Annotated in this window: 13 protein-coding genes and 1 pseudogene; 3 read left to right on the plus strand and 11 right to left on the minus strand. The window is 66.7% G+C overall.

From position 1 onward, the window contains the following. Window positions 1-4: 4 nt before the first annotated feature. The 10 genes from K883_RS17455 to K883_RS17495 form a co-directional block, all read right to left on the minus strand. Complete coding sequence (locus K883_RS17455) at window positions 5-775, minus strand: slipin family protein (RefSeq protein WP_008255514.1); 771 nt, start codon at window positions 773-775, stop codon at window positions 5-7. Beyond that, a complete protein-coding gene (locus tag K883_RS17460; RefSeq protein ID WP_036455061.1) occupies window positions 772-1,398 on the minus strand; it encodes a hypothetical protein in 627 nt (208 codons plus the stop codon). The genes K883_RS17455 and K883_RS17460 overlap by 4 nt, the downstream gene beginning before the upstream one ends. Window positions 1,399-1,400: 2 nt before the next feature. Beyond that, window positions 1,401-3,725: a nitric-oxide reductase large subunit gene (locus K883_RS17465; protein ID WP_036455062.1), complete on the minus strand. Its 2,325-nt coding sequence runs from the start codon at window positions 3,723-3,725 to the stop codon at window positions 1,401-1,403. A gap of 129 nt (window positions 3,726-3,854) precedes the next feature. Continuing rightward, entirely contained in the window at window positions 3,855-4,340 is a 486-nt protein-coding gene (locus K883_RS17470; RefSeq protein ID WP_029248447.1) for a hemerythrin domain-containing protein, read from the minus strand. Window positions 4,341-4,777: 437 nt separating this feature from the next. Beyond that, window positions 4,778-6,169: a PPE family protein gene (locus K883_RS17475; protein WP_036455065.1), complete on the minus strand. Its 1,392-nt coding sequence runs from the start codon at window positions 6,167-6,169 to the stop codon at window positions 4,778-4,780. A 355-nt stretch (window positions 6,170-6,524) separates the two neighbouring features. Next, the gene (locus K883_RS26910) at window positions 6,525-6,854 is read right to left on the minus strand and encodes a hypothetical protein (protein ID WP_020822183.1); all 330 of its coding nucleotides are present in this window, start codon (window positions 6,852-6,854) and stop codon (window positions 6,525-6,527) included. A 196-nt stretch (window positions 6,855-7,050) separates the two neighbouring features. After that, window positions 7,051-8,301, minus strand: a complete 1,251-nt coding sequence (locus K883_RS17480) for a hypothetical protein (protein WP_036455067.1) — start codon at window positions 8,299-8,301, stop codon at window positions 7,051-7,053. Next, a complete protein-coding gene (locus tag K883_RS17485) occupies window positions 8,298-9,644 on the minus strand; it encodes a condensation domain-containing protein (protein ID WP_036455068.1) in 1,347 nt (448 codons plus the stop codon). Before K883_RS17485 ends, K883_RS17480 begins: the two co-directional genes overlap by 4 nt. Then, window positions 9,644-11,290, minus strand: coding sequence for an ABC transporter permease (locus K883_RS17490; RefSeq protein WP_036455069.1), 1,647 nt, complete (start codon window positions 11,288-11,290; stop codon window positions 9,644-9,646). The genes K883_RS17485 and K883_RS17490 overlap by 1 nt, the downstream gene beginning before the upstream one ends. 33 nt (window positions 11,291-11,323) lie before the next feature. Beyond that, window positions 11,324-12,715 carry a condensation domain-containing protein gene (locus K883_RS17495; protein ID WP_036455071.1) on the minus strand — a complete coding sequence of 464 codons (1,392 nt, stop codon included), beginning with the start codon at window positions 12,713-12,715 and terminating at the stop codon, window positions 11,324-11,326. A 906-nt stretch (window positions 12,716-13,621) separates the two neighbouring features. On the opposite strand from K883_RS17495, the gene K883_RS17500 reads away from it, so the two are divergent. Further along, on the plus strand, window positions 13,622-15,280 hold the full coding sequence (locus K883_RS17500; RefSeq protein WP_036455072.1) for an NAD-dependent malic enzyme: 1,659 nt from the start codon (window positions 13,622-13,624) through the stop codon (window positions 15,278-15,280). A gap of 10 nt (window positions 15,281-15,290) precedes the next feature. On the opposite strand, the gene K883_RS17505 is transcribed toward K883_RS17500, so the two are convergent. Continuing rightward, the gene (locus K883_RS17505) at window positions 15,291-16,874 is read right to left on the minus strand and encodes a diflavin oxidoreductase (protein ID WP_141244905.1); all 1,584 of its coding nucleotides are present in this window, start codon (window positions 16,872-16,874) and stop codon (window positions 15,291-15,293) included. Window positions 16,875-17,030: 156 nt separating this feature from the next. Here K883_RS17505 and K883_RS17510 point away from each other — a divergent pair, with 156 nt between their 5' ends. Further along, complete coding sequence (locus tag K883_RS17510) at window positions 17,031-17,822, plus strand: hypothetical protein (RefSeq protein ID WP_036455073.1); 792 nt, start codon at window positions 17,031-17,033, stop codon at window positions 17,820-17,822. Between the two features lie 192 nt (window positions 17,823-18,014). Then, a pseudogene (locus K883_RS17515) lies at window positions 18,015-18,697 on the plus strand (maleylpyruvate isomerase N-terminal domain-containing protein). Window positions 18,698-18,783: the final 86 nt, after the last annotated feature.

An 18,783-nucleotide genomic window follows, 5' to 3' on the forward strand; every position in this document is an offset into this window, starting at 1 on the left:
AGGATCACGGCGGGGATGTCACCGAGCGCTGCAGGAAAGGCGTGAGTATGTCGACGGGCAGTGGGAAAACCACGGTCGAATTCTGATCGGCGCCCAACTCCAAAAGTGTTTGCAGGTACCGGAGTTGAAGCGAGGCCGGATTCTTCGACAGGGTCTCGGCGGCCTGGCTCAGCTCGTCGGACGCCTGTAGTTCGCCGCGGGCGTTGATGACCTTGGCGCGGCGTTCACGCTCGGCTTCGGCCTCCCGGGCCATCGCCCGCTGCATGGATTCGGGGATCTCGACGTCCTTGATTTCCACGACCCGGACCTCGATCCCCCAGGGCCGGGTCTGCGCCTCGATGATGGTCCGAAGATCGTTGTTGAGGTCCTCGCGTTGGGCCAGGAGGGTGTCGAGGTCCGCGCGGCCCAGCAGCGAGCGCAGGGTGGTTTGCGCGATCTGTGAGGTGGCCACCGCGTAGTTCTCCACGGCGAGAATCGCTTTGAGGGGGTCGACAACCTGAAACATCACCACCGCATTGACCCGGGCGGGCACGTTGTCGCGGGTGATCACCTCCTGCGGCGGGATGGTCAATGTCACCACCCGCTGATCGACCCGAATCATCTTGTCCACCAGCGGAATCAACCACCGTGGGCCCGGCCCGTACAACGGGCGGGCATGGCCCATCCGGAACACCACGCCACGCTCGTACTCGCGCACCACCGCAAGCGAAAGAAATGTCAGCACGACCACCAGCACCGCGATTGTCACCCCGGCCACCCACAACAGCGCGCTCACGTCGCCGCGTCCTTCTCGGGTCGGCCCGCGCCCCAGCGGGTCGAATAGCGGTCGACCGCGAGAGCCGCCTGGTCTTCCAGCGCGGAGCGGTGCGCCACGTGCCCGGGAGCGTTGGACGGGGTATGCCACAAATGGCCCGCCAGCGGCGTCCCCGCCGCCAGCGCGATGGCTATGACGCCGATCAGTACCAGCAGGTCGGCGGGGGAGTGCAGCCTGGCAAGCATCACCAGCGGCATCACCACCCCCAAAGCCGCTACGCAGCAAGCGATGCCGCGGTGAAAGCGTCCGGCTTCGGAATGCGGCCAGGGGTCGATCTCGCGGCTGATCTCGCGCCCGTGCTCCGAAGTCGTACAGGTCGATTTGACCGGGCAGCTGTTGCACACGCTGGGCTTGGCCCGGTAACGCATCACCCGGTGCTTCGGATCGAAGGAACTCGGCCACAGCCAGTGGTCCTCCGGGCACACCCACGCGTCATGGTCGGCGTGGTAACGGAATTGGCCGCTACGCCACTGCGCGGCGCGCTGCGACACGCGCCGTGCCATCGCGTCGACACCCCAGGCGGTGCCCACCAGTGCCAGTGCGTACCCGGCAACCAGCCATGCCGCGGCGGTGGGGGATGTCATCGTCAACCCTTCTGCGATGCAGCCGGAGTCGGGTCGAGTTCGGTGTAGAGCGGATGTTCGTGCAGCTCGTCGCTGGTCGGCGCGCGCCGGACGTTGCGTATCGCGGTCCACGCGATCCAGACGAACGGCAAGACACCGCCGAGGATGAAGACGAAATCGCCAGGCAGCCGCAGCCATTCGATCAGCGAGTTGCCGGGACGGGTGAGGTAGCCCAGCGACCGCGCCTCGAAATACCCCGTGCTCACGGAGTGGTACAGCTGCAACACCCCCAGCGGCAGCAAGGTGGCGAACACCATCCAGGCCAGGCCGATGTTCATGCACCAGAAGGACAGCCGCGCCCACTTCTCCGGCCACTTGTCGGCCGGGATCGCGTAACGGAAGGCGAACATGGCCAGCCCGACGGCGAGCATGCCGTACACACCCATCATCGCTCCATGGGCGTGGTTGGCGGTCAGGGCGGTGCCGATCTGGTAGTAGGACACGATGGGCAGGTTGATCAGGAACCCGAAGATGCCCGCGCCCAAGAAGTTCCAGAATCCAACCGCCACCAGGAACATGACCGCCCAGCGATGCGGGAACGGTGTTTCGTGGCTTTGTTGGCGAGATCCCAGCTGCAGGAACGCCCAGGCCTCGACGGTCAGGAAGGTCAGCGGGATCACTTCGGCGGCGGAGAAGAACGCGCCCAGCGCCATGTGTTCCACGGGCGTGCCGGAGAAATACAGGTGGTGCATCGTCCCGATCACACCGCCGGCGGAGTACAGGATGATGTCGAGGAAGATCACTCCGAGCGCGATCCGCTCGCGCACCACCCCGAGCAGGACGAAGATGTAGGCCACCATCACGGTGGTGAACAGCTCGAGGAAGTCCTCCACCCACAGGTGGACCACCCAGAACCGCCAGAAGTCGGCCACCGAGTAGTGGGTGTCGTGGCCCGCCAACAGGCCCACGGCGTAGAAGGCCGGGATCGCCAGCCCTGTGAAGAAGAACATCCACGGCAGGTTCATCTTCGACTCGCCCTTGAGCTTGCCGCGGATGCCGCGCCAGATGATCGCGATCCACAAGAACAGGCCGACCGTCAGCAGGATCTGCCACAGCCGCGGCAGGTCGAGGAATTCCCACTGCTGGGAGAACAAGCCACCCGCGGGAATCACCCCGTAGATTGAGAGGGCCTCGCAGATCAATGAGCCGCCCACCACCAAGACGAGCGCGCCCAGCAGCCCGTACACCAGCCAACTCTGTCGTCGCGGTTCCCGACGGCTGATGAAGGGCACCAGGAAGATTCCCCCCGCCAGAAACGCGGCCGCCGTCCAAAACAGCGACAACTGCACGTGCCAGGTGCGGGCGAGGTTGAAGGGCAACAGCTTGGCCAGATCCAGCCCGTAGAACGCCGACAGGTCGGCGCGGTAGTGCTCGACGGCGCCACCCATCAGGGTCTGCGCCAAGAACAGCACCGAGACGATCGCGAAGATCCAGATCGCGGCGCGCTGCGAGGCGGTCAGTCCCACCTCGCCGGGCTGGCGGAACGACAACGTGGATGCCTCCGCGCTGTGCCACCCGATCTTCTGGCTCCACCGCCCGTACACGGCGAACATGATGCCGGTCCCGCCCAGCAACGTGACCAGCGACAACACCGACCACACCACGATCGATGCGGTGGGCCCATTGTCGACCCGCGGCTCGGCCGGCCAGTTGTTGGTGTAGCTGTAACTGTGACCCGGGCGCTCGGCGGCGGACGCCCACGCCGTCCACGCGAAAAACGCGGTGAGGTCATGGATGTCGGCCGTGCTGGTGATCATGTGCGGCAGCAACCCGTACTTGGTGGAGTTCTCGCCGAAGTAATCCGCGTAATGCTGTTGGAGATGGTCGAAGGCGGCCGCCTGCTTATCGGTGAACACCAACGTCTTGGTGTCGGCGTCGTAGCGGTTGGTGCGAAACTCGGCCACCACCCGTTCCTTCGCGTCAGCAGCCCCCTGTGCCCGCCATTGCGCGGCCACATCGTTGGTCGACATGCGCAGATATTCCGCGGTGTAGTCGGGACCGAGGTAAGCGCCATGCCCCAGCACCGACCCGTACTGCATCAGGCCGCGCGCCTGATAGAGCTCTTGGCCGCGGGTGATCTGGGCGCCGCTGAACAGCACCTTGCCCGACTCACTAACAACGTTGGCCGGCAACGGCATTGAGGCGGTGTAGGTCCGGTACACCAAGATGCCCATCACCAAGAACCCGAAGATCATCACCAGCGCCACGCCCTGAGCCCAGCCCTTGCCGATCAACGACGCGGCGGGTGCCGGTGTGGAAGGTCGTGACGGTGCTGATCGGATTGCCATGTGCCGGTGCGCTCCTCGGGCTGAGTGAGGGAGGGAAACGTGTCCGGGTAATTACACAATGACGATTGTAGAAATTCACTATGAGCTGCATCACGCCCGAATGCGGGCCGCACGACCCCGGTTAGCCGGCTAGCGACCGCGTTTCGTGCCCGCCTGCTGGCAAACCCATCCATCGGGTATGCGGCCCGTGACGACGAACCGGGTGAGCTGCGCGCTCGTCGGCGCCGGCAAATCGTAGTCGGCGTGCAGATACACCACCGGCTCCTCTTTGAAGTTGTGCCCGTGCAGTTGGTCCAGCAGCTGGTTGCAGGTGGCGTCGAGCAGTGGACCGCCTGTCCGGTCGGCGAGCAGTCGCGTCAGGGCTTCCATCGTCCGCCATAGCTCGCCGTGTTCACGCATCATCACGAAGACGGGCATCATGATCCCCGCCTTGCGGATCGGCGGGAACAGGAAGGTCTCCTCCAGATAGATGTGCCGGCGCAGCGCGTCCATCGTCGCCCTCAGCAGCTCGGGTTGCCGGTCGCCGCCGTCGAGCTTTCCGACGAAACATTCGATCGCAGCGCCTATTTCGCGGTGTTGCCGCATGAGTTCGGCGGATAACACCCGGTCGGGCATCACGTGCTCCTCTACGTCAATGTGCAGATCGGGGCGGGCCAGTTCCTAGAAGGTGGCGGGTCAAGCCGGTGGTGTTGCCGGCGACGAGGCAAGGTTCGGTTCCCGTTGCCCGACAGCGAGTCCCTGCTGTAAGCCCCCGATGAGCTGCTGCCGCTGGGCGGGGGCGCCGGCAGGGCTGGTCTGTGTGCAGCTGCAGCTGAGGCCGCCAAAGGGATTGGGGCCGTCGTCACCCGGATCCGGGTCGGCGCCGGCGTGTATCGGCGTCGACGCCCCGAGCGCCACGATGACCGCGGCGCACAGGTTTGTCAGGAGCGCCAAAGGTTTTCGGTTCGGCGGCCGGTGCGCAGACCGGTGTGGTGTGGGTGTGTCCATTGCGATTTCCTTCGGATTCGACGAGCTTGCGCCTCCCGTGACGGGCTGCGGACGGGGGCGCTGTATCATCCGGCCACTGGCGAATGCGGGATGAGCGAGACGCGCAAACCGACGCGCTGAACCGCACCCTCGGACTCGCGACCGACCATGCCGCCCAGCGGCAGCTTGGACACGGTCGGGCCGGGGGACGGCGCCGCGGCCCATCCGCCCGGCATGGCGCTGGAGTGGAGGGCCTGCAGGGGCGTGACCGACGAAACGGTGGCGGCCCAACTCGGGGGCACGGACAACGTGCTCAGCGAGCTGGCTTGGCCCACGCCCGCCGCAACGCCGTGACCCAATCCCGCGACCGGCGGGAGATTGCCCAGACCCGCGGCGGCGCCCATACCGCTGATGCCCTCCACGCCGCTGGCGCCCTCGGCCCCCAAAATGGAACCGGCGCCCGCGTAGTCCAGTGCCAACCCCTGGTAGTCCAAACCGAGCCCCTGGTAATCCAAATCGAGCCCGTAGAGGTCTATGCCGATTCCTCCGGTGTCGGCGATCAGGCCGGCGCCGTCGGCGCCGAAACCCGCCGCCTCTCCCGCCAGCGCGCCCGTACCGCCGTCGAGCGCCGGCGCGGCGGCGAGTGTGGAGGCCAGTCCCGTCGCGGCGCCCGCGCCCGTGCTCGCGCTCTTCGTCGCGCCCTTGCCGGAGGCGTTGGTCAGACCCGACAGCGCGCTGAGCGGGGCGGTGGCCCCCGACGATCCCAGCGAAGCGCCCGTGCCCATCGCCGCCTGCGACAGCCCCGTGCTTGAGGACGAGCCGGGTGTCGAAAGGCCTTGCAGGGTTTGCGGCACAGAGGAGGCCCACTGCGTCGCCGTCGCGTGGGCGGTGCTGCCGGATTGCAGCGCCGCGTGGGTGACGGCGCCGATGTGGCCGGCGACGGCGGTCGAAGTCGCCGTTTGGGGCGGCGGCGACGCCACGGGCGAAAGCGCCGAGGCCGACGCCGAACTGGCGGCGTAGCCGTACATCGCAGTCGCGTCTTGCGCCCACATTTCGCTGTACTCGGCTTCGGTCGCCATGATCGCCGGCGTGTTCTGCCCAAAGATGTTCGTTTGGATCAGGGCCAGCAGCCGAATCCGATTGGCCGCGACCAGCGGAGGGGGGACCGTCATCGCGTACGCGGTTTCGAAGGCCGCCGCGGCGGCCGTGGCCTGGGCGGCGGCCTGCTGGCATTGCTCGGCGGTCGCCGCCATCCACGCGATGTAGGGCATGACCGCGGCCACCATCGACATCGATGCCGGCCCCGACCAGGACTCGTCGGTGAGGCCGGCGATCACGGCTTGGTAGCTGCCGGCGGCATCAGTCAGCTCGGCCGCCAGCGTCTCCCATCCCGCCGCGGCGGCCAGCAAACTTGCGGGACCGGGCCCCAAATACATCCGACCAGAGTTGATCTCCGGTGGTAACGCGCCAAAATCCATGCCTATCTCTGTCCCCTTGTCAGTTCTCTGGGCGGACCGTGCTGACGCCGCGGCGGTCGCACGCGACATCCGGTCACGCAATCGATGTGGTGATGAAAAGCCCGAGTCCCCAACGCATCACGCGACGCGACCTGGTGAGCCCGCATACCCGGGTTCGTTGGATTGACCTCGCTATTGCGCGAATTGGCACACCTGTTTCCCGGCAGCACCGGGGTGTGTGTGATGGCCACAACACGTCTGCTGAACGGCCCAGACGACGACCGATCAGCAGATGCCGGGGGCACCGGAGCTGATCGCGGCTAGCGTCTGATCCGCCGCGGGTGGGTATTGCGCGCCGGCGAGGTGACGCGCCCGATCAGCAACGGGCGACGCAGAACTGAATCAAAATATTGTGCCCGGCGGGACTGGACGCCGGCGCGCGTGCCGGCGTATCGACGCGCTGCTGGGACCAAATTATGCCGAGGGTGGGTGGGGCCGACGATCCGGATTGCCGAGGCGTCGAAAGAGCGAAAGTGCTTCCACGATCACGCTTTAACGCGACGCTCTTGAACGCCTTGTCGTCGTTCACCGTGGATCCGACGCCGAGGCGACGTACCGGAACCGACTCGTGGTCGGAGTGCATGGGGTTGGAAAGCGGGCTGACCGACGAGGCGGCCGCCTCCGGCGGCGAGGCGTTGGCGGCCATTTCGGCTCGCAAAGCCCCGCAACCGAGTACAGCTGCAACGAGTGCCAGCGCAGCTACGATGGCCAACGCGGGTTGCCGTCGCGGCCACCGTGAAAGCAGTCCAACTCCGAAATTCACAGTGCCATGCACTCTACCAGCCGCGATACATCGACAGGCAACGCGTCACGTCCAGCAAAACCCCGATCGGGCGCCCCCGTCAGACCATCCGCGGTCCGCCGAAACCCGGAACCGCGCCCACCGGGATCAGCGCCAGCGCGATGACGAGAAGGATGAACAGCCGCACCGTCTTTGGTGTGGGTCGCCGATCGATCTCGGGCCTGCGCGCCGCGAAAAGGAGGAAGACGATCGCGACGTCGAACGCTACGATCGTCAGCCAACGGGTCCAGTCGAAGCCGGTCAGAAAGACCGGGATGACCAGCAGCAGACCGGTGATCACCCAGGGAGTTCGCCCGCGCAAGGCGTCGACGAACGCGCGCAGCGGGACGCCCGAAAGGGCGCTGAGACCCCACACCGTCACCGCGGCGGCACCGGCGCCGAAGAGCAGTGAGACGGTGAGGCCGAGCGCGCCGATGTGGCCGACGGTTCGGATGGCGTCCGCGATTCCGTTGGCGTAGTTGGGCATCACATTGCGGCACACCCAGTCGTGGTAATCGGTTTGATTCGGTTGTCCCGCAAGCACGTAGTGCATCAGCGTCGCAGGCGATGTGACCGTGGCAAAGGGGTTGGGCACCGGGTGATGTGGCACCGCCGCGCACAGTTGAGGGGCGATGTCGTGGCGACCGAACGCCGCCACGGCAGCCGTGGTGAGGACTCCCGGCAGCACGGCCAGGAGCATGCCACGGCGCCAGGTGGTTTCCAGGGCCCCGCCGAGGACGATGATTGCCAGGAATGCCCCCAACGCGAACTGCAGCCCTATCGCCTCGTGCACCAGCGTCAAGGCGGCGATGACGGCGCCGTAGGCGGCGCACCATACAGTCGCGACGGGCCGGGATCGTGTGAGCGCCAACGCCGAGCTGAACGCCGCGAGGGCCGCCCCACCGAACAGGTCCGGCCGAGCCGAGAACGCCGCGAACGGGACACCGAATGGCAACAGCGGCAAAACCGCCGCGACCATCAGTCTGCGTTCAGACCGATGGCGACCCGAGACCACCACACCGGCGACCGTTGCCAGCCCGCCCAAATAGACCAGCGTGGACAGCCACCGCAGACCGAGCGTGGCCGCGAAGTAGTGGTTCGGGGCCAACCGGACCAGTTCACCGGCGAGCCCGCGGCGGACGAAGCCATGCGTGTAGTCGGCCGTGTAATACGACATCCAGTACACGTCGAGGGGAACGACCTTGATCGCGAACCACAGCACGGCCGCCGCCCACGCCGCGATCGCGACGGCGACACCCACGTGAAGGCGACGCGCGCGTTGATCGGCCTCGAGGGCGAGGTCCACCGTCACGACCCGTCCCCATAGACCGTAGTGGCGGACAAATGCAGGTCGGCCAGCGCGTCGCACGCGAGCTCGCTCGTGGCCGCGGTGATGGGGTGGGCGCCGCCGTGGTAGCCGACGATGGTGAGAAATCGGCTGCCGTTGACCGTTCCTGTGCCGCAGAACAATTGGCCGTGTGTTTGCTCGATGCGCGACCGGGTGAGGCCCTGCTCGGCCAGCCGCATCGAGAACTCGGTGGCATCCGCACCGTCGATGCGGCCGACGGCGGCATCGAGGCTGCCGAGGTTGGAGCAGCCCACCGGCAGCTGGCCGGACGACATGGCGATGCCCTCGGCGCGACGGACCAGCCATCGTGGCGTGAACGGAATGAGTGGCAATCCGGCGAGCATCTCGTTGGGTTGGCGAGCCAAAGACGCCAACAGCTCTTTGACATCCGCACGCACGCCGCTCAAGTCGCCGGCCACGGTGTGGGCGTCGACGGTGAGCGTGATCGAGGTCAGCGCGTTGGCGCGGTCGTCATCGGCGGTGCGATCGCTGACCGGAAGCACCACCGTCACGGAGTTTTCGCCAGGGAGCACCCTGTCCATCCGGTGCGCCAGGCGAGCGGCGAACGCGACGCACAGCGTGTTGCTGCTCCCGCCGAGGCTGCGCGCACGTGCCTCCCATGCCGCGGCGTCGGTTTGAATCGTCACCGACCCGAACCCGTTCTGGCGCTGGCCCATTGGGCCGGACGCCCGAGGTGCGCGCGTTTGCGGCTGCGCCTGTCGATCCGGCGCGGCCTTGACCAGTATCGCCAGCGTCGCGATCAGCGCCCGGACGGCCGCCGGCAGGCTGAGAACGGCGTGGGACAGGTCCTCACGAATCGCGCGCCACCGGCCACGCGAATTCGGCTGTGGGTAGCCGCGATTGCGCGGTTCTCCCTTGACCGCTTCGGTGATGGCCGCTGCCATCGCGAGGCCGTCGACTACGCAGTGTGACGCCACCAGGGTGACCGCCGCCCCACCGTCGTCCAACGGCAGCACGCCGAGGTGAAATGTCGGGCCGTGCTCGGGGTCGACGCGCACCCGCGCGCGTCTTTCGATCCACGCGCCGATCTCGCTCCGGGGGCGCGGCGGTTCGCACGCGATGTCCGGTGAGCGGCTGTCGGCCACCCAGCGATGGCGCCCGAACGGCAGCGGCGAACGCTCGATCCGGCGCCCGAGCAGACCGGCACCGAGACTGTCTCTGAAGGTCCGCAATTCGTCGATATCGACGGCGCGGTCATAGACCCATGTGCATTGCACCGTGCTGCCTTGACCGGTGGCGCGCAGCCGCAGAAACGCGGCCTGGTCCAACAGTGCCAGCCTCGTCACTAGCACCCCGCCTCGGCCGCGGCGCGATATCCGCGCACCGCCACCGGCGCGAACACCGCGACCAGGACGCCGGCCCACAGGGCGGCCTGCCACAGCGGCGAGAGCACCGGCCCGCCCTCTGCGAGCGCGCGCATCGCCTCGATCGTCGGTGATATGGGCGAAAAGCGGACCACCGGTTGCAGCCAGCCCGGAAACACCCCGGCGGGCGCGACACCGGTGTTGAGGAACAGCAGCAGCACGCATCCCGCACCCAGCCAGGTCACCATGGCTTTGCCGTCCGCGCGGGCGGCGATCGCGATCACCAACGTCGCCATCCCGGCCGAAATCGCCACGGGCACCAGCACAAAGGCCAGCGCCGCGATCCAGCCGTAGCTGAATCGCAGCCCCAGGGCGACACCGAAGATGGTGAGCACAACGGCGGACGCGGTGGTGCGGGCGGCCTCGGCGACCAGCCGGCCCGCCACCGTGCTGGCCCGATGCACCGGCTGCACCCACAACCTCGTCAGTACGCCCGACTCTCGTTCCGCCGGCAAAGCCAAACCGGCGCCAAGGGTTCCGAACACGGCGCCCACCACCGCACACATGGGCACCAGCCCGTACAGGCTGTCGTGTCCGGTGACGGCCAGAACGGCTTTGCCGATCAGCAATTTGTAGACGATGAGGAGGAAGGCCGGGAACAACAGGGCCTGCACTGCGACGATCGGGTCGCGCCGCCAGCGGCGCAGGAGCCGGCCGGCCTCCGAAGCGCTGTGACTGAGGAAGGCCGTCAGTGACGGCGCATACGAAACCCGTTGCGTCGCATGGGTAGCCACTGCCCCCCGCGACGGCTGCGCGGACGCATCCCGCGCCTGTCGAGCGCCCTGAGACGGGATCCGGACCGTGCGGGGCGCGCGGGGGCGTCCGCTGCCGACGCGTCGCTGCATCCGCACCGCCAAAACGCCGAACAACGCCAGCAGCCCCAGGCACCACGCCGATGCCACCGCCAGGTCCCTACCCGTTGCGTGACCGGCGGCGAGCCCGCGCAACGTGTCGGTGACCCGGGAGACCGGCTGGTGTCGGACGAACGGGCCCAGCCATGCCGGAAACGACTCCGCGGGAGCGATACCCGTGGACAACAGGACCAGCACCAGCTGGGGCAGCAGCAGCAATTGGCTCGACGATTCGACGGAGCCGACCCGCGAGCCGAGGGCGTCGGCGCCGAGGCACACCGCCATCGCGAACGCCACGACGATGATCACGAACAGGCCCGTGTCGCCCGGACCGCCGGCCATCCGGAAGCCGAACGACCACCCGACGGCGACAGCGGCGACGAGCGCGACGACCGAGCGTATCAAGCAATAGAGCATCCGCGCGGCCAGCGGCACCGCCGCGGGAACCGGCAAAGTCTTGAGACGAGACCCGAAGCCGGAGAGCCGGTCTCGTGCGGCACGGTCGGCGGTCGTCATCGCCCCGAACAGCATCGCCTGCACGATGACCACCGGCAGGACATATTGCGGATAGGTCATCGAGCCGGGATGGATCAGGCTGCCCAACACCAAGGTGAATCCCAGGAAGCAACCCACGGGCGCCAGCGCCGCGAACAGCAGGTCGGCATCGCGCCGGGAGCCGGAAAGTGTGCGCAAGGTGAGTGCCGCCAAGGCACTCATGCCGAGACCTCGGTCGGCGGAGACAATTCCGCGTCACGCATCGGTGTTCAGCCCGGCGTCGGCCACCCGGGTGAACTCGGCGCGCATCGTCTCGACGTAGCGGGAGACCGACCTACGCGCGACGTCGGTGCCGGGGTAAGCGACCACCAGCTGCGTTTTGTCGTGCATGCGATTGACCCACATGCACACCGTCTCCGACAGCCTGTTATCGCCCCACACCCCGGCACGCAGACCGTCGAAGTAGTCGCCGAACGGCAACTTGCGAATATCGATGTACGACAGCATCGGGACCGGACGGTCCGGAACCTCGATGGGGCCTGACGATCCGTCCGGCGACTCGAGCAAGTGGTAGTACGGCACGGCACCCAGGGCCGTGTTTGCATCGAACGATGCCTGGGCGGCGCTGACGACCTCGTCGAACGAAGCGCCGGCGGTCGGAATTGCCAACGGGACAAAACTGGCCAACCATCCGACCGCGGTGGCGTGGGCGGGATCCCGCCGGTTGTCGAACGGGGTGAGGCCGAAATACGTTGCGGCGCCCGTCAACCGGTGCTCGGTCAGGGCGGCGCAGGCGAACACGCCACCGCTGAAACGCGCGCCCGCGGCGCGGCACGCCGCTTCGAACCGCCGTCCCTGGTCGTCATCGATCAGGTCGAACACGTCGATGGCCCCCGGGGTATCGGCGGCCGCCTCGCCAAGTTCCAGCGGAAATTTCGGCAGCGCCCCGTTGTTCGCCGCGAGAAAGGCTCGCCACGAACGGATCTCGGGTGACTCTTCGGTCAGGCCCCTGGTGTACGCATGCTGATTCGCGCTGTATTCGCGATGGCTGGCGGCGGGTGCCAGCGGACACTGTGCCTGCTGCAACGCGCTGAAGTACATCGTCTGGATGTCGAGGAAGATCACCCCGGCCGACATACCGTCGGCGCGCAGGTGGTCGACGGCGATCAGGACCGTGAACCGGTCATCACCCTGGATGACGCCGAAGGTGAAGCAGTCCCATTGCAGGGGATCGGGCGTGTCGAGCAGGAGTTTGCGGATCTGCGGTGGTCCCATCTTTCCGAGATCCGTTGGCGCCAAAGTGATGACCTCCGGCTCGGCAATGACGTAGCGAAGGACCTCGTCGTCGTCACCGAAGGCGAACCGGTCGTGGTAGGTGTCGTGCCGCCGCAGGTGCGCATTCACGGCGTAGGTCATCGCATCGATATCACAGACACCGCTGATCTCCCAGGCCCCAATGCACAACCGTGGGATATCACGACCCCGGCTGACCTGGCGTCGGTAGTATCGAAGATGCTGCGACTGCTGATAACTCACCGGCGCCGGATGGTATTGCGCTTCGGCAACACGCCGGTAGGTGGTCGCGGTGGGGTACCAGGATACGACGGTGCCCTCGGCCGTCCAGTCCTCAACCGTTCCCAAGAACATGCGCTACCTTTCGTCCGTCAGCTGGTGACGCCAGTTCGGATGACCTTAATGGCACAGCGCATGAGTTGCTGAACAAGTTGAGGACCCGAGGAGCCCCGTTACGCGGGCCTCCCGATCGCCGCACCGCCGGATGCGTCGACCAATGCGCGCGAGGGAATAAGTTCACCGTGATGTGAGTTGGCGACCCGCATGTTGACAAGCGGCGCAAAGTCATGACCCGCCGGCGCACCCGCGGCGCAATCATAGAATTCCCCTCTCGGGCCCGAGCAATCTCTCAGGAACTTCTGACAACCCATGGTGTGCCCGTGTGAGGTAGTCAACGACAGGGAGCCGAATTAAATCGCGCGGTTAACACAGAACCGTTGGCCGAACAAGCATTTCTCTCGACGCGATGACCCAATCTGTCGATTCCCACCCACAGAGCGACGCTGTCTCGGCGAGGCCACCCGAGACGATGCTGGGCCTGCCGAAACGGCGCTTCGGTTACCATATCGTGATGTATGGCCGTATTGGAATAGTGTCAGCAAAACCTTTCTTGCACCGGTGAGTCGGGCAAACAATCACACGATCCGCATAAGTTCGGCGGCGCTGCATCACATGCTCCCGTTGATGCGAAGCCTCGCATGGGATTCGGGCCGATTCCCGACTCCGGCAGCAAACTGCGGCCAACTGGGAATCCGGTCAATAGGGGGCGCCGCGGGCTTCCTCACATCTGAGAACGCATCGTTCCGCTATGCCCCTCAAGGCATTCGACGAGCCCAGGCCCAGGTCGTTTTGGCAGCGCACTGACACTTTGACGGCTTTGGCGCTAGGTTACGCGCAGACAAACAGCCGGGGATCATCGATGATGGTTCGGACACTCCCTCGTTCCCCTCCCGCGAGATTCGTACAGAAGGGACGTTGACGATGCCCGATGAGCTCCGGGGGCCGGCCAGGTTGTTCGATGCCCTGACCACCAAGGGCACCGCCTTCACCGAGGACGAGCGACGGCGATTGGGCCTGATGGGTCTGCTGCCGACGACCGTCAAGACCCTCGAGCAACAGGCCGAGCACTGCTGGCACGAATTCTCCACGCGCCGCGACGATCTCGACAAACACATCTATCTGCGGGCGTTGCAGGACCGCAACGAGACGTTGTTCTACCGGGTTTTGCTCGACCACATCCCCGAGGCTCTGCCGATCGTCTACACGCCCACGGTGGGGGAGGCCTGCCAGCGTTTCAGCGAGATCTACCGCCGGCCGCGGGGATTGTTCGTGTCCTACGCCGAGGGGGACTGCCTGGACGAGGTGCTCAACAATCGGCCCCAGCGCGAGGTCGACGTGATCGTGGTGACCGACGGGCAGCGGATCCTCGGCCTGGGCGATCAGGGCATCGGCGGCATAGGCATCCCGATCGGAAAGCTGTCCCTCTACACCCTCATTGGCGGCATCGACCCCGCTCGCACACTGCCGATCGTGCTCGATGTGGGAACCGACAACAGCGAACTGCTTGATGACCCTCGGTACCTAGGGTGGCGGCACCGACGCGTCGACGACGACGATTACTACGCGTTCATCGGCAAGTTCGTCGCCGCGGTACGCAGGCAGCTACCCCATGTGCTGCTGCAGTGGGAGGACTTCGCGTCCACACATGCGCAGCCGATCCTCGCTCGCTACCGCGACGAACTCCTTACCTTCAATGACGACATCCAGGGGACCGCCGCCGTCACCCTTGGGGCGCTGCACGGTGCCGCCAAGGTCGCGGGACGCCCCCTGTCGCAGCAACAGGTTGTCATGCTCGGCGCCGGCTCGGCCGGCATCGGTGTGCTCGACATGATTCGCCGCCAAATGGTGAACGAGGGATTGTCCGAAGGCGCTGCCTCGGAGCGCATCTGGGCCGTCGACGTGGAAGGGCTTCTCACCGATGACCGCACCGATCTGTCCGCCGCGCAGCGCGGATTTGCTCAGCCGGCCGCCCGGGTGGCGGGCTGGGGCGTGTCCGGGCGCGCCCGGCTCGCCGATGTCGTCCACCGTGTCGACGTCGGCGTGCTGCTCGGCTTGTCCACCGCCGCGGGCGCGTTCACCGAAGCGATCGTGCGGGAACTCGCGGGCAAGACCGACCGACCGATCATCTTCCCGCTGTCCAACCCGACGAGCCGGGCCGAGGCGCACCCGGCGGAGTTGGATCGGTGGACCGACGGGCGCGCCCTGATCGCCACCGGATCGCCGTTCGCGCCGCTGCGCCGCGACGGGCTGGAACGTCCTGTCGCCCAATGCAATAACGTCTATATTTTCCCCGCGATGGGTTTGGCCGTCACGGCGGCCCAGGCGACCCGGGTCACCGACGAGATGATGCGCGTCGCCGCGGAGACGTTGGGCGAGGCGTCGCCCGCCCTCACGGACCCCGACCGGCCGTTGCTGCCCGCGTGGTCGGACGTGCCCGATGTCGCCGTCCGCATCGCGCACGCGGTCGCCATGCAGGCCGTGGTGGACGGCGTCGCCCCGACGCGCAGCGACGCGGAGCTCGCCGACCGTATCGCCGAGGTGCGTTGGCGCCCGGAATATCCCACCGCCGCGAGTCAGTGAACACCGGCCGTCAGTAGACGTCGCGCACGTACCGGTGATTCTTGATCAGCTCGTTGACATAGGCGTGGGCGGCCTCGGCCTCCATCGCGCCGGCGTGGGCCACCAGCGCTCGCAACGCCTCGTCGACGTCCTTGGCCATTCGCTCGGCGTCGCCACACACGTACACGTGCGCACCCTCTTCGAGCCAGCCGAAGATTTCCGCGGCGTTCTCCCACATGCGGTGCTGCACATACTGTTTCGTGGCATCCTCGTTTCCGTCGCGGGAGAACGCCAGGTCGAGTCGCGTGAGCACGCCCGATTCCCGGAAGCCGTGCAGTTCGTCGGCGTAGAGGAAGTCCAGCGCCCGATTCCGCGCGCCGAAGAACAGCCACGCCCGACCCGGCGCCCCGGTCGCCTGCCGTTCCTGCAGAAAGCCGCGGAACGGCGCAATGCCGGTCCCCGGACCGACCATGATGATCGGGACGTCAGCGCCGGGCAGGCGGAAGGAGTGATTCGGTCGCAGGTGCACGCGTGCCGTCTCGCTGCGGTCGGCCAGGAAGGTCGAGGTCACCCCGCCATACCGGCGCCCACGGGCGGTGTACCGCACCGTCGCCACCGTCAAATGCGCGCGATCGGGATGGACCACCGGGCTCGACGCGATCGAATAGTCACGGAATTGCAAGGGACGCAAGGCGTCCACGAGTTCGTCCACACTGAGCTCGCCCAGCCTGATCAGGTCGAGCACGTCCCTGCCGTACAACCACGTGCCGGGCTTCGCGGTTCCGTCACCGGCGAGGGCGGCGACCGCGTCGGCATCCCCGGCGCGGGATGCCACCAGCGCCCGCAGCGGCCGCGACGGAGCCCGAATATCCAGGTGGTGAGCCAGCAGGACGCCGAGCGGCTCGTCGTAGCCGGCCACCGCATGGTCGGGGCCCGCATCGAGTTCGGCGAGCACTGCGTCGACCAAGTCGGGGTCGTTGGCGACATGCACCGCGATCGAATCGCCGGCGCTGTAGGCGATTCCGGCGCCGGTGAGGTCCAACTCGTAGTGACGAACCTCCTTCTCCGAACCCGGCGCGCTGAGCAGCCGGTTCACGACTATCGGTGCCTCGAAAAGCTGATGGTGATCCCGGCCCGGCGGGGGAGGAGCGGCCGTTGCCTCCTTGGCAACCGTCGCGACACGCGGTCCCGCATGAGCGCGGTCGGCGGCCAGCAGCTTGACCAGGTCGCCCGTCCACGCCGTCGCGAGTTGCTGGTAGGCGCCGTCCACATCGACACGCGCGGTCAGCCTGACCGCTCCCAGCGCTTCCAGGCGCTCGTCGAGGAGCCGGCCGGCATTGCAGAACAGTTCGTAACTGCTGTCGCCGAGCGCCAGCACGGCGAACTTCAAATGGTCGAGCCGGCCGGCGCTTTCGGCGCTGATCGCCTCCCAGAACAACGCGGCGCTGTCGGGGAACTCGCCGTCGCCGAACGTCGAGGTGACCACGATGAAATGGCTCGCCGATTGCAGGTCGGCGATTTCGACCTGGTTGAGTTCCACCGCTTCCGATTCGATGCCCATGGCTTCCTGGACGGCCTCGGCGAACGACACGGCCGCGTCTTCGGCGTTACCCATGTCGGTGCCGTAGCCCACGATCAGTGAAACTTCGGTTGGGCGGTCATGGTCGCTTCCTCTGTGTGCGCGGACCGGTGTCGCTGACCGGGCGGGAGCGCCGCCCGACCAGGGCTAGCATAGGGTAGCCTAACCTAACTGACACGGGAGGTTGCTCACATGCGCACCGCGATTCACCATCCGCTGATATCGGGGATGGACATCCGCCGGGAGCTTCCGGTGCATGAGTCCAGCCGTCGCCTGCGCGCACTCTTTCCCGGGTGTCCCTTGGTGTATGGCATCGCCGTGCTCGACGATGTCTCGCGACAGCGCTGGTGGCCTCTCGATTCACAGCGGACCGACACGTTGCTGCGGGCGATGTTCGACGATGCCGCGAAAAACATCGGTCCCCACGCCGCCGCGCGGCAACTGGTGGCCAGCCTCATCCACGAGATCATCGGCCGGATGCTGCCGCTGGTGCTGCTGGAAGGAAGAGCCTGGGACGCCGGCCTGGAAAATCTCTGGCTGCACCGCGATCGCGACGGTGCAATTGATTGGGCCGCCGTGGTGGACCCCACGCTGCGCGTGCTGCCCGACGATCCCTGCGCGGCCGCGCGCAGTGGCGATGCCTTCGGGCGGCGCCCGCGCCGAGAGGGCGTGCTCACGCTGCCGAACGAAGCGGCACTGGCGATTTGGATGGCGCATCGCTGCCACCGAAGCCTGTCGCGGCTGTTCGACTCCGTGCACGCAATCAGCAACGGCGCCGTCGCGGTCACGGCGATGTGGCACATCGTGGGGTCGGCGATCATCGGGGTGGCCGCTCAGATCCCGCGCCCGGCGCCCGTGGACGACCATGTGATCACCCGCCGAAGCCAGGCCATCCTCGATGCGATGGTCGGATTCGGGCTGCCGGTACGCCGATCACGCCGCGCGACAGCGCCTTTGGTCGCCGCACACGCCGGCTCAATCTGACACGGGCGGTCCCGACGAATGCCGGAAGGCCGACGTCTTTGGTGGTCGATACCAACTTCGATGTTCCACTTGAACCACATACATACCGTGTGTATGTTAATACATACTGTATGTATGTGGAGGGGGATCATGAGTGCCATGCTCGAGGCCATAGCGGAAGAACGTAGGACCGTTTTGGAGCTTTGCTCGCAGATGCCGGATTCGATGTGGGCCAAGCACAGTGGATGTTCGGGTTGTCGGTGCAAGATCTCGTGTCCCATATGGCGTGCAGCTTCTGGTTGGCGGTCGACCCATCGGCCCTGCCCGATCCCGGCGATTTGCCGGCCGAGCGCGCGGCGGACATCTATGTCGAGTCGCGACGCTCGATGACCCCCCAAGAGGTCGTGGCCGACTACGAATCGGTGAGCGCGCGGGGTCTAGAGGTGCTCGCCGCCATCGAAGGTCAGGACGTCGACATTCCGATAGGCGATGTCGGCACCTATCCGGCGTCGGTCGTGCCGACAACCTTCGTCTTCGAAGCCTTCGTCCACATCCGGTACGACCTTTTTCCTCCTGGTGGGCCGCTGCAAGGTACACCGCCGCCCGTCGACCAGCTACGGCTCGCGCCCACCCTCGATTGGATCGAAGCGGCCCTACCGCAGCAGAATACGAGTCTGCTCAACGAGTTACAGACAGGCGTGGAGCTTCGCCTCGACGGCCTATGCGCTCGGATCCTCCGCATCGGCGACCACGACGATGTCGCCACGCACATCACGTCTGATTCGCAAGCTTTCGTGCGGTGGGTTACCCAGCGCGGTACCTGGGAAAGCTTGGGCGTTCAAGCCGAGGGGGATCCATCGACTCTGAACGTGATTCGCCGGCTCAGGGTGTTTTGAGTCCACCGCCGACCTCGACGCTACGCCGTCGGGCAGGACATCCCACGACCTCCGCGCGGTATGTATGAGAATGCACACGTGAGAGG

It is taken from the genome of Mycobacterium sp. TKK-01-0059, from assembly GCF_000709305.1.
Taxonomy (GTDB): Bacteria; Actinomycetota; Actinomycetes; order Mycobacteriales; family Mycobacteriaceae; genus Mycobacterium; species Mycobacterium intracellulare.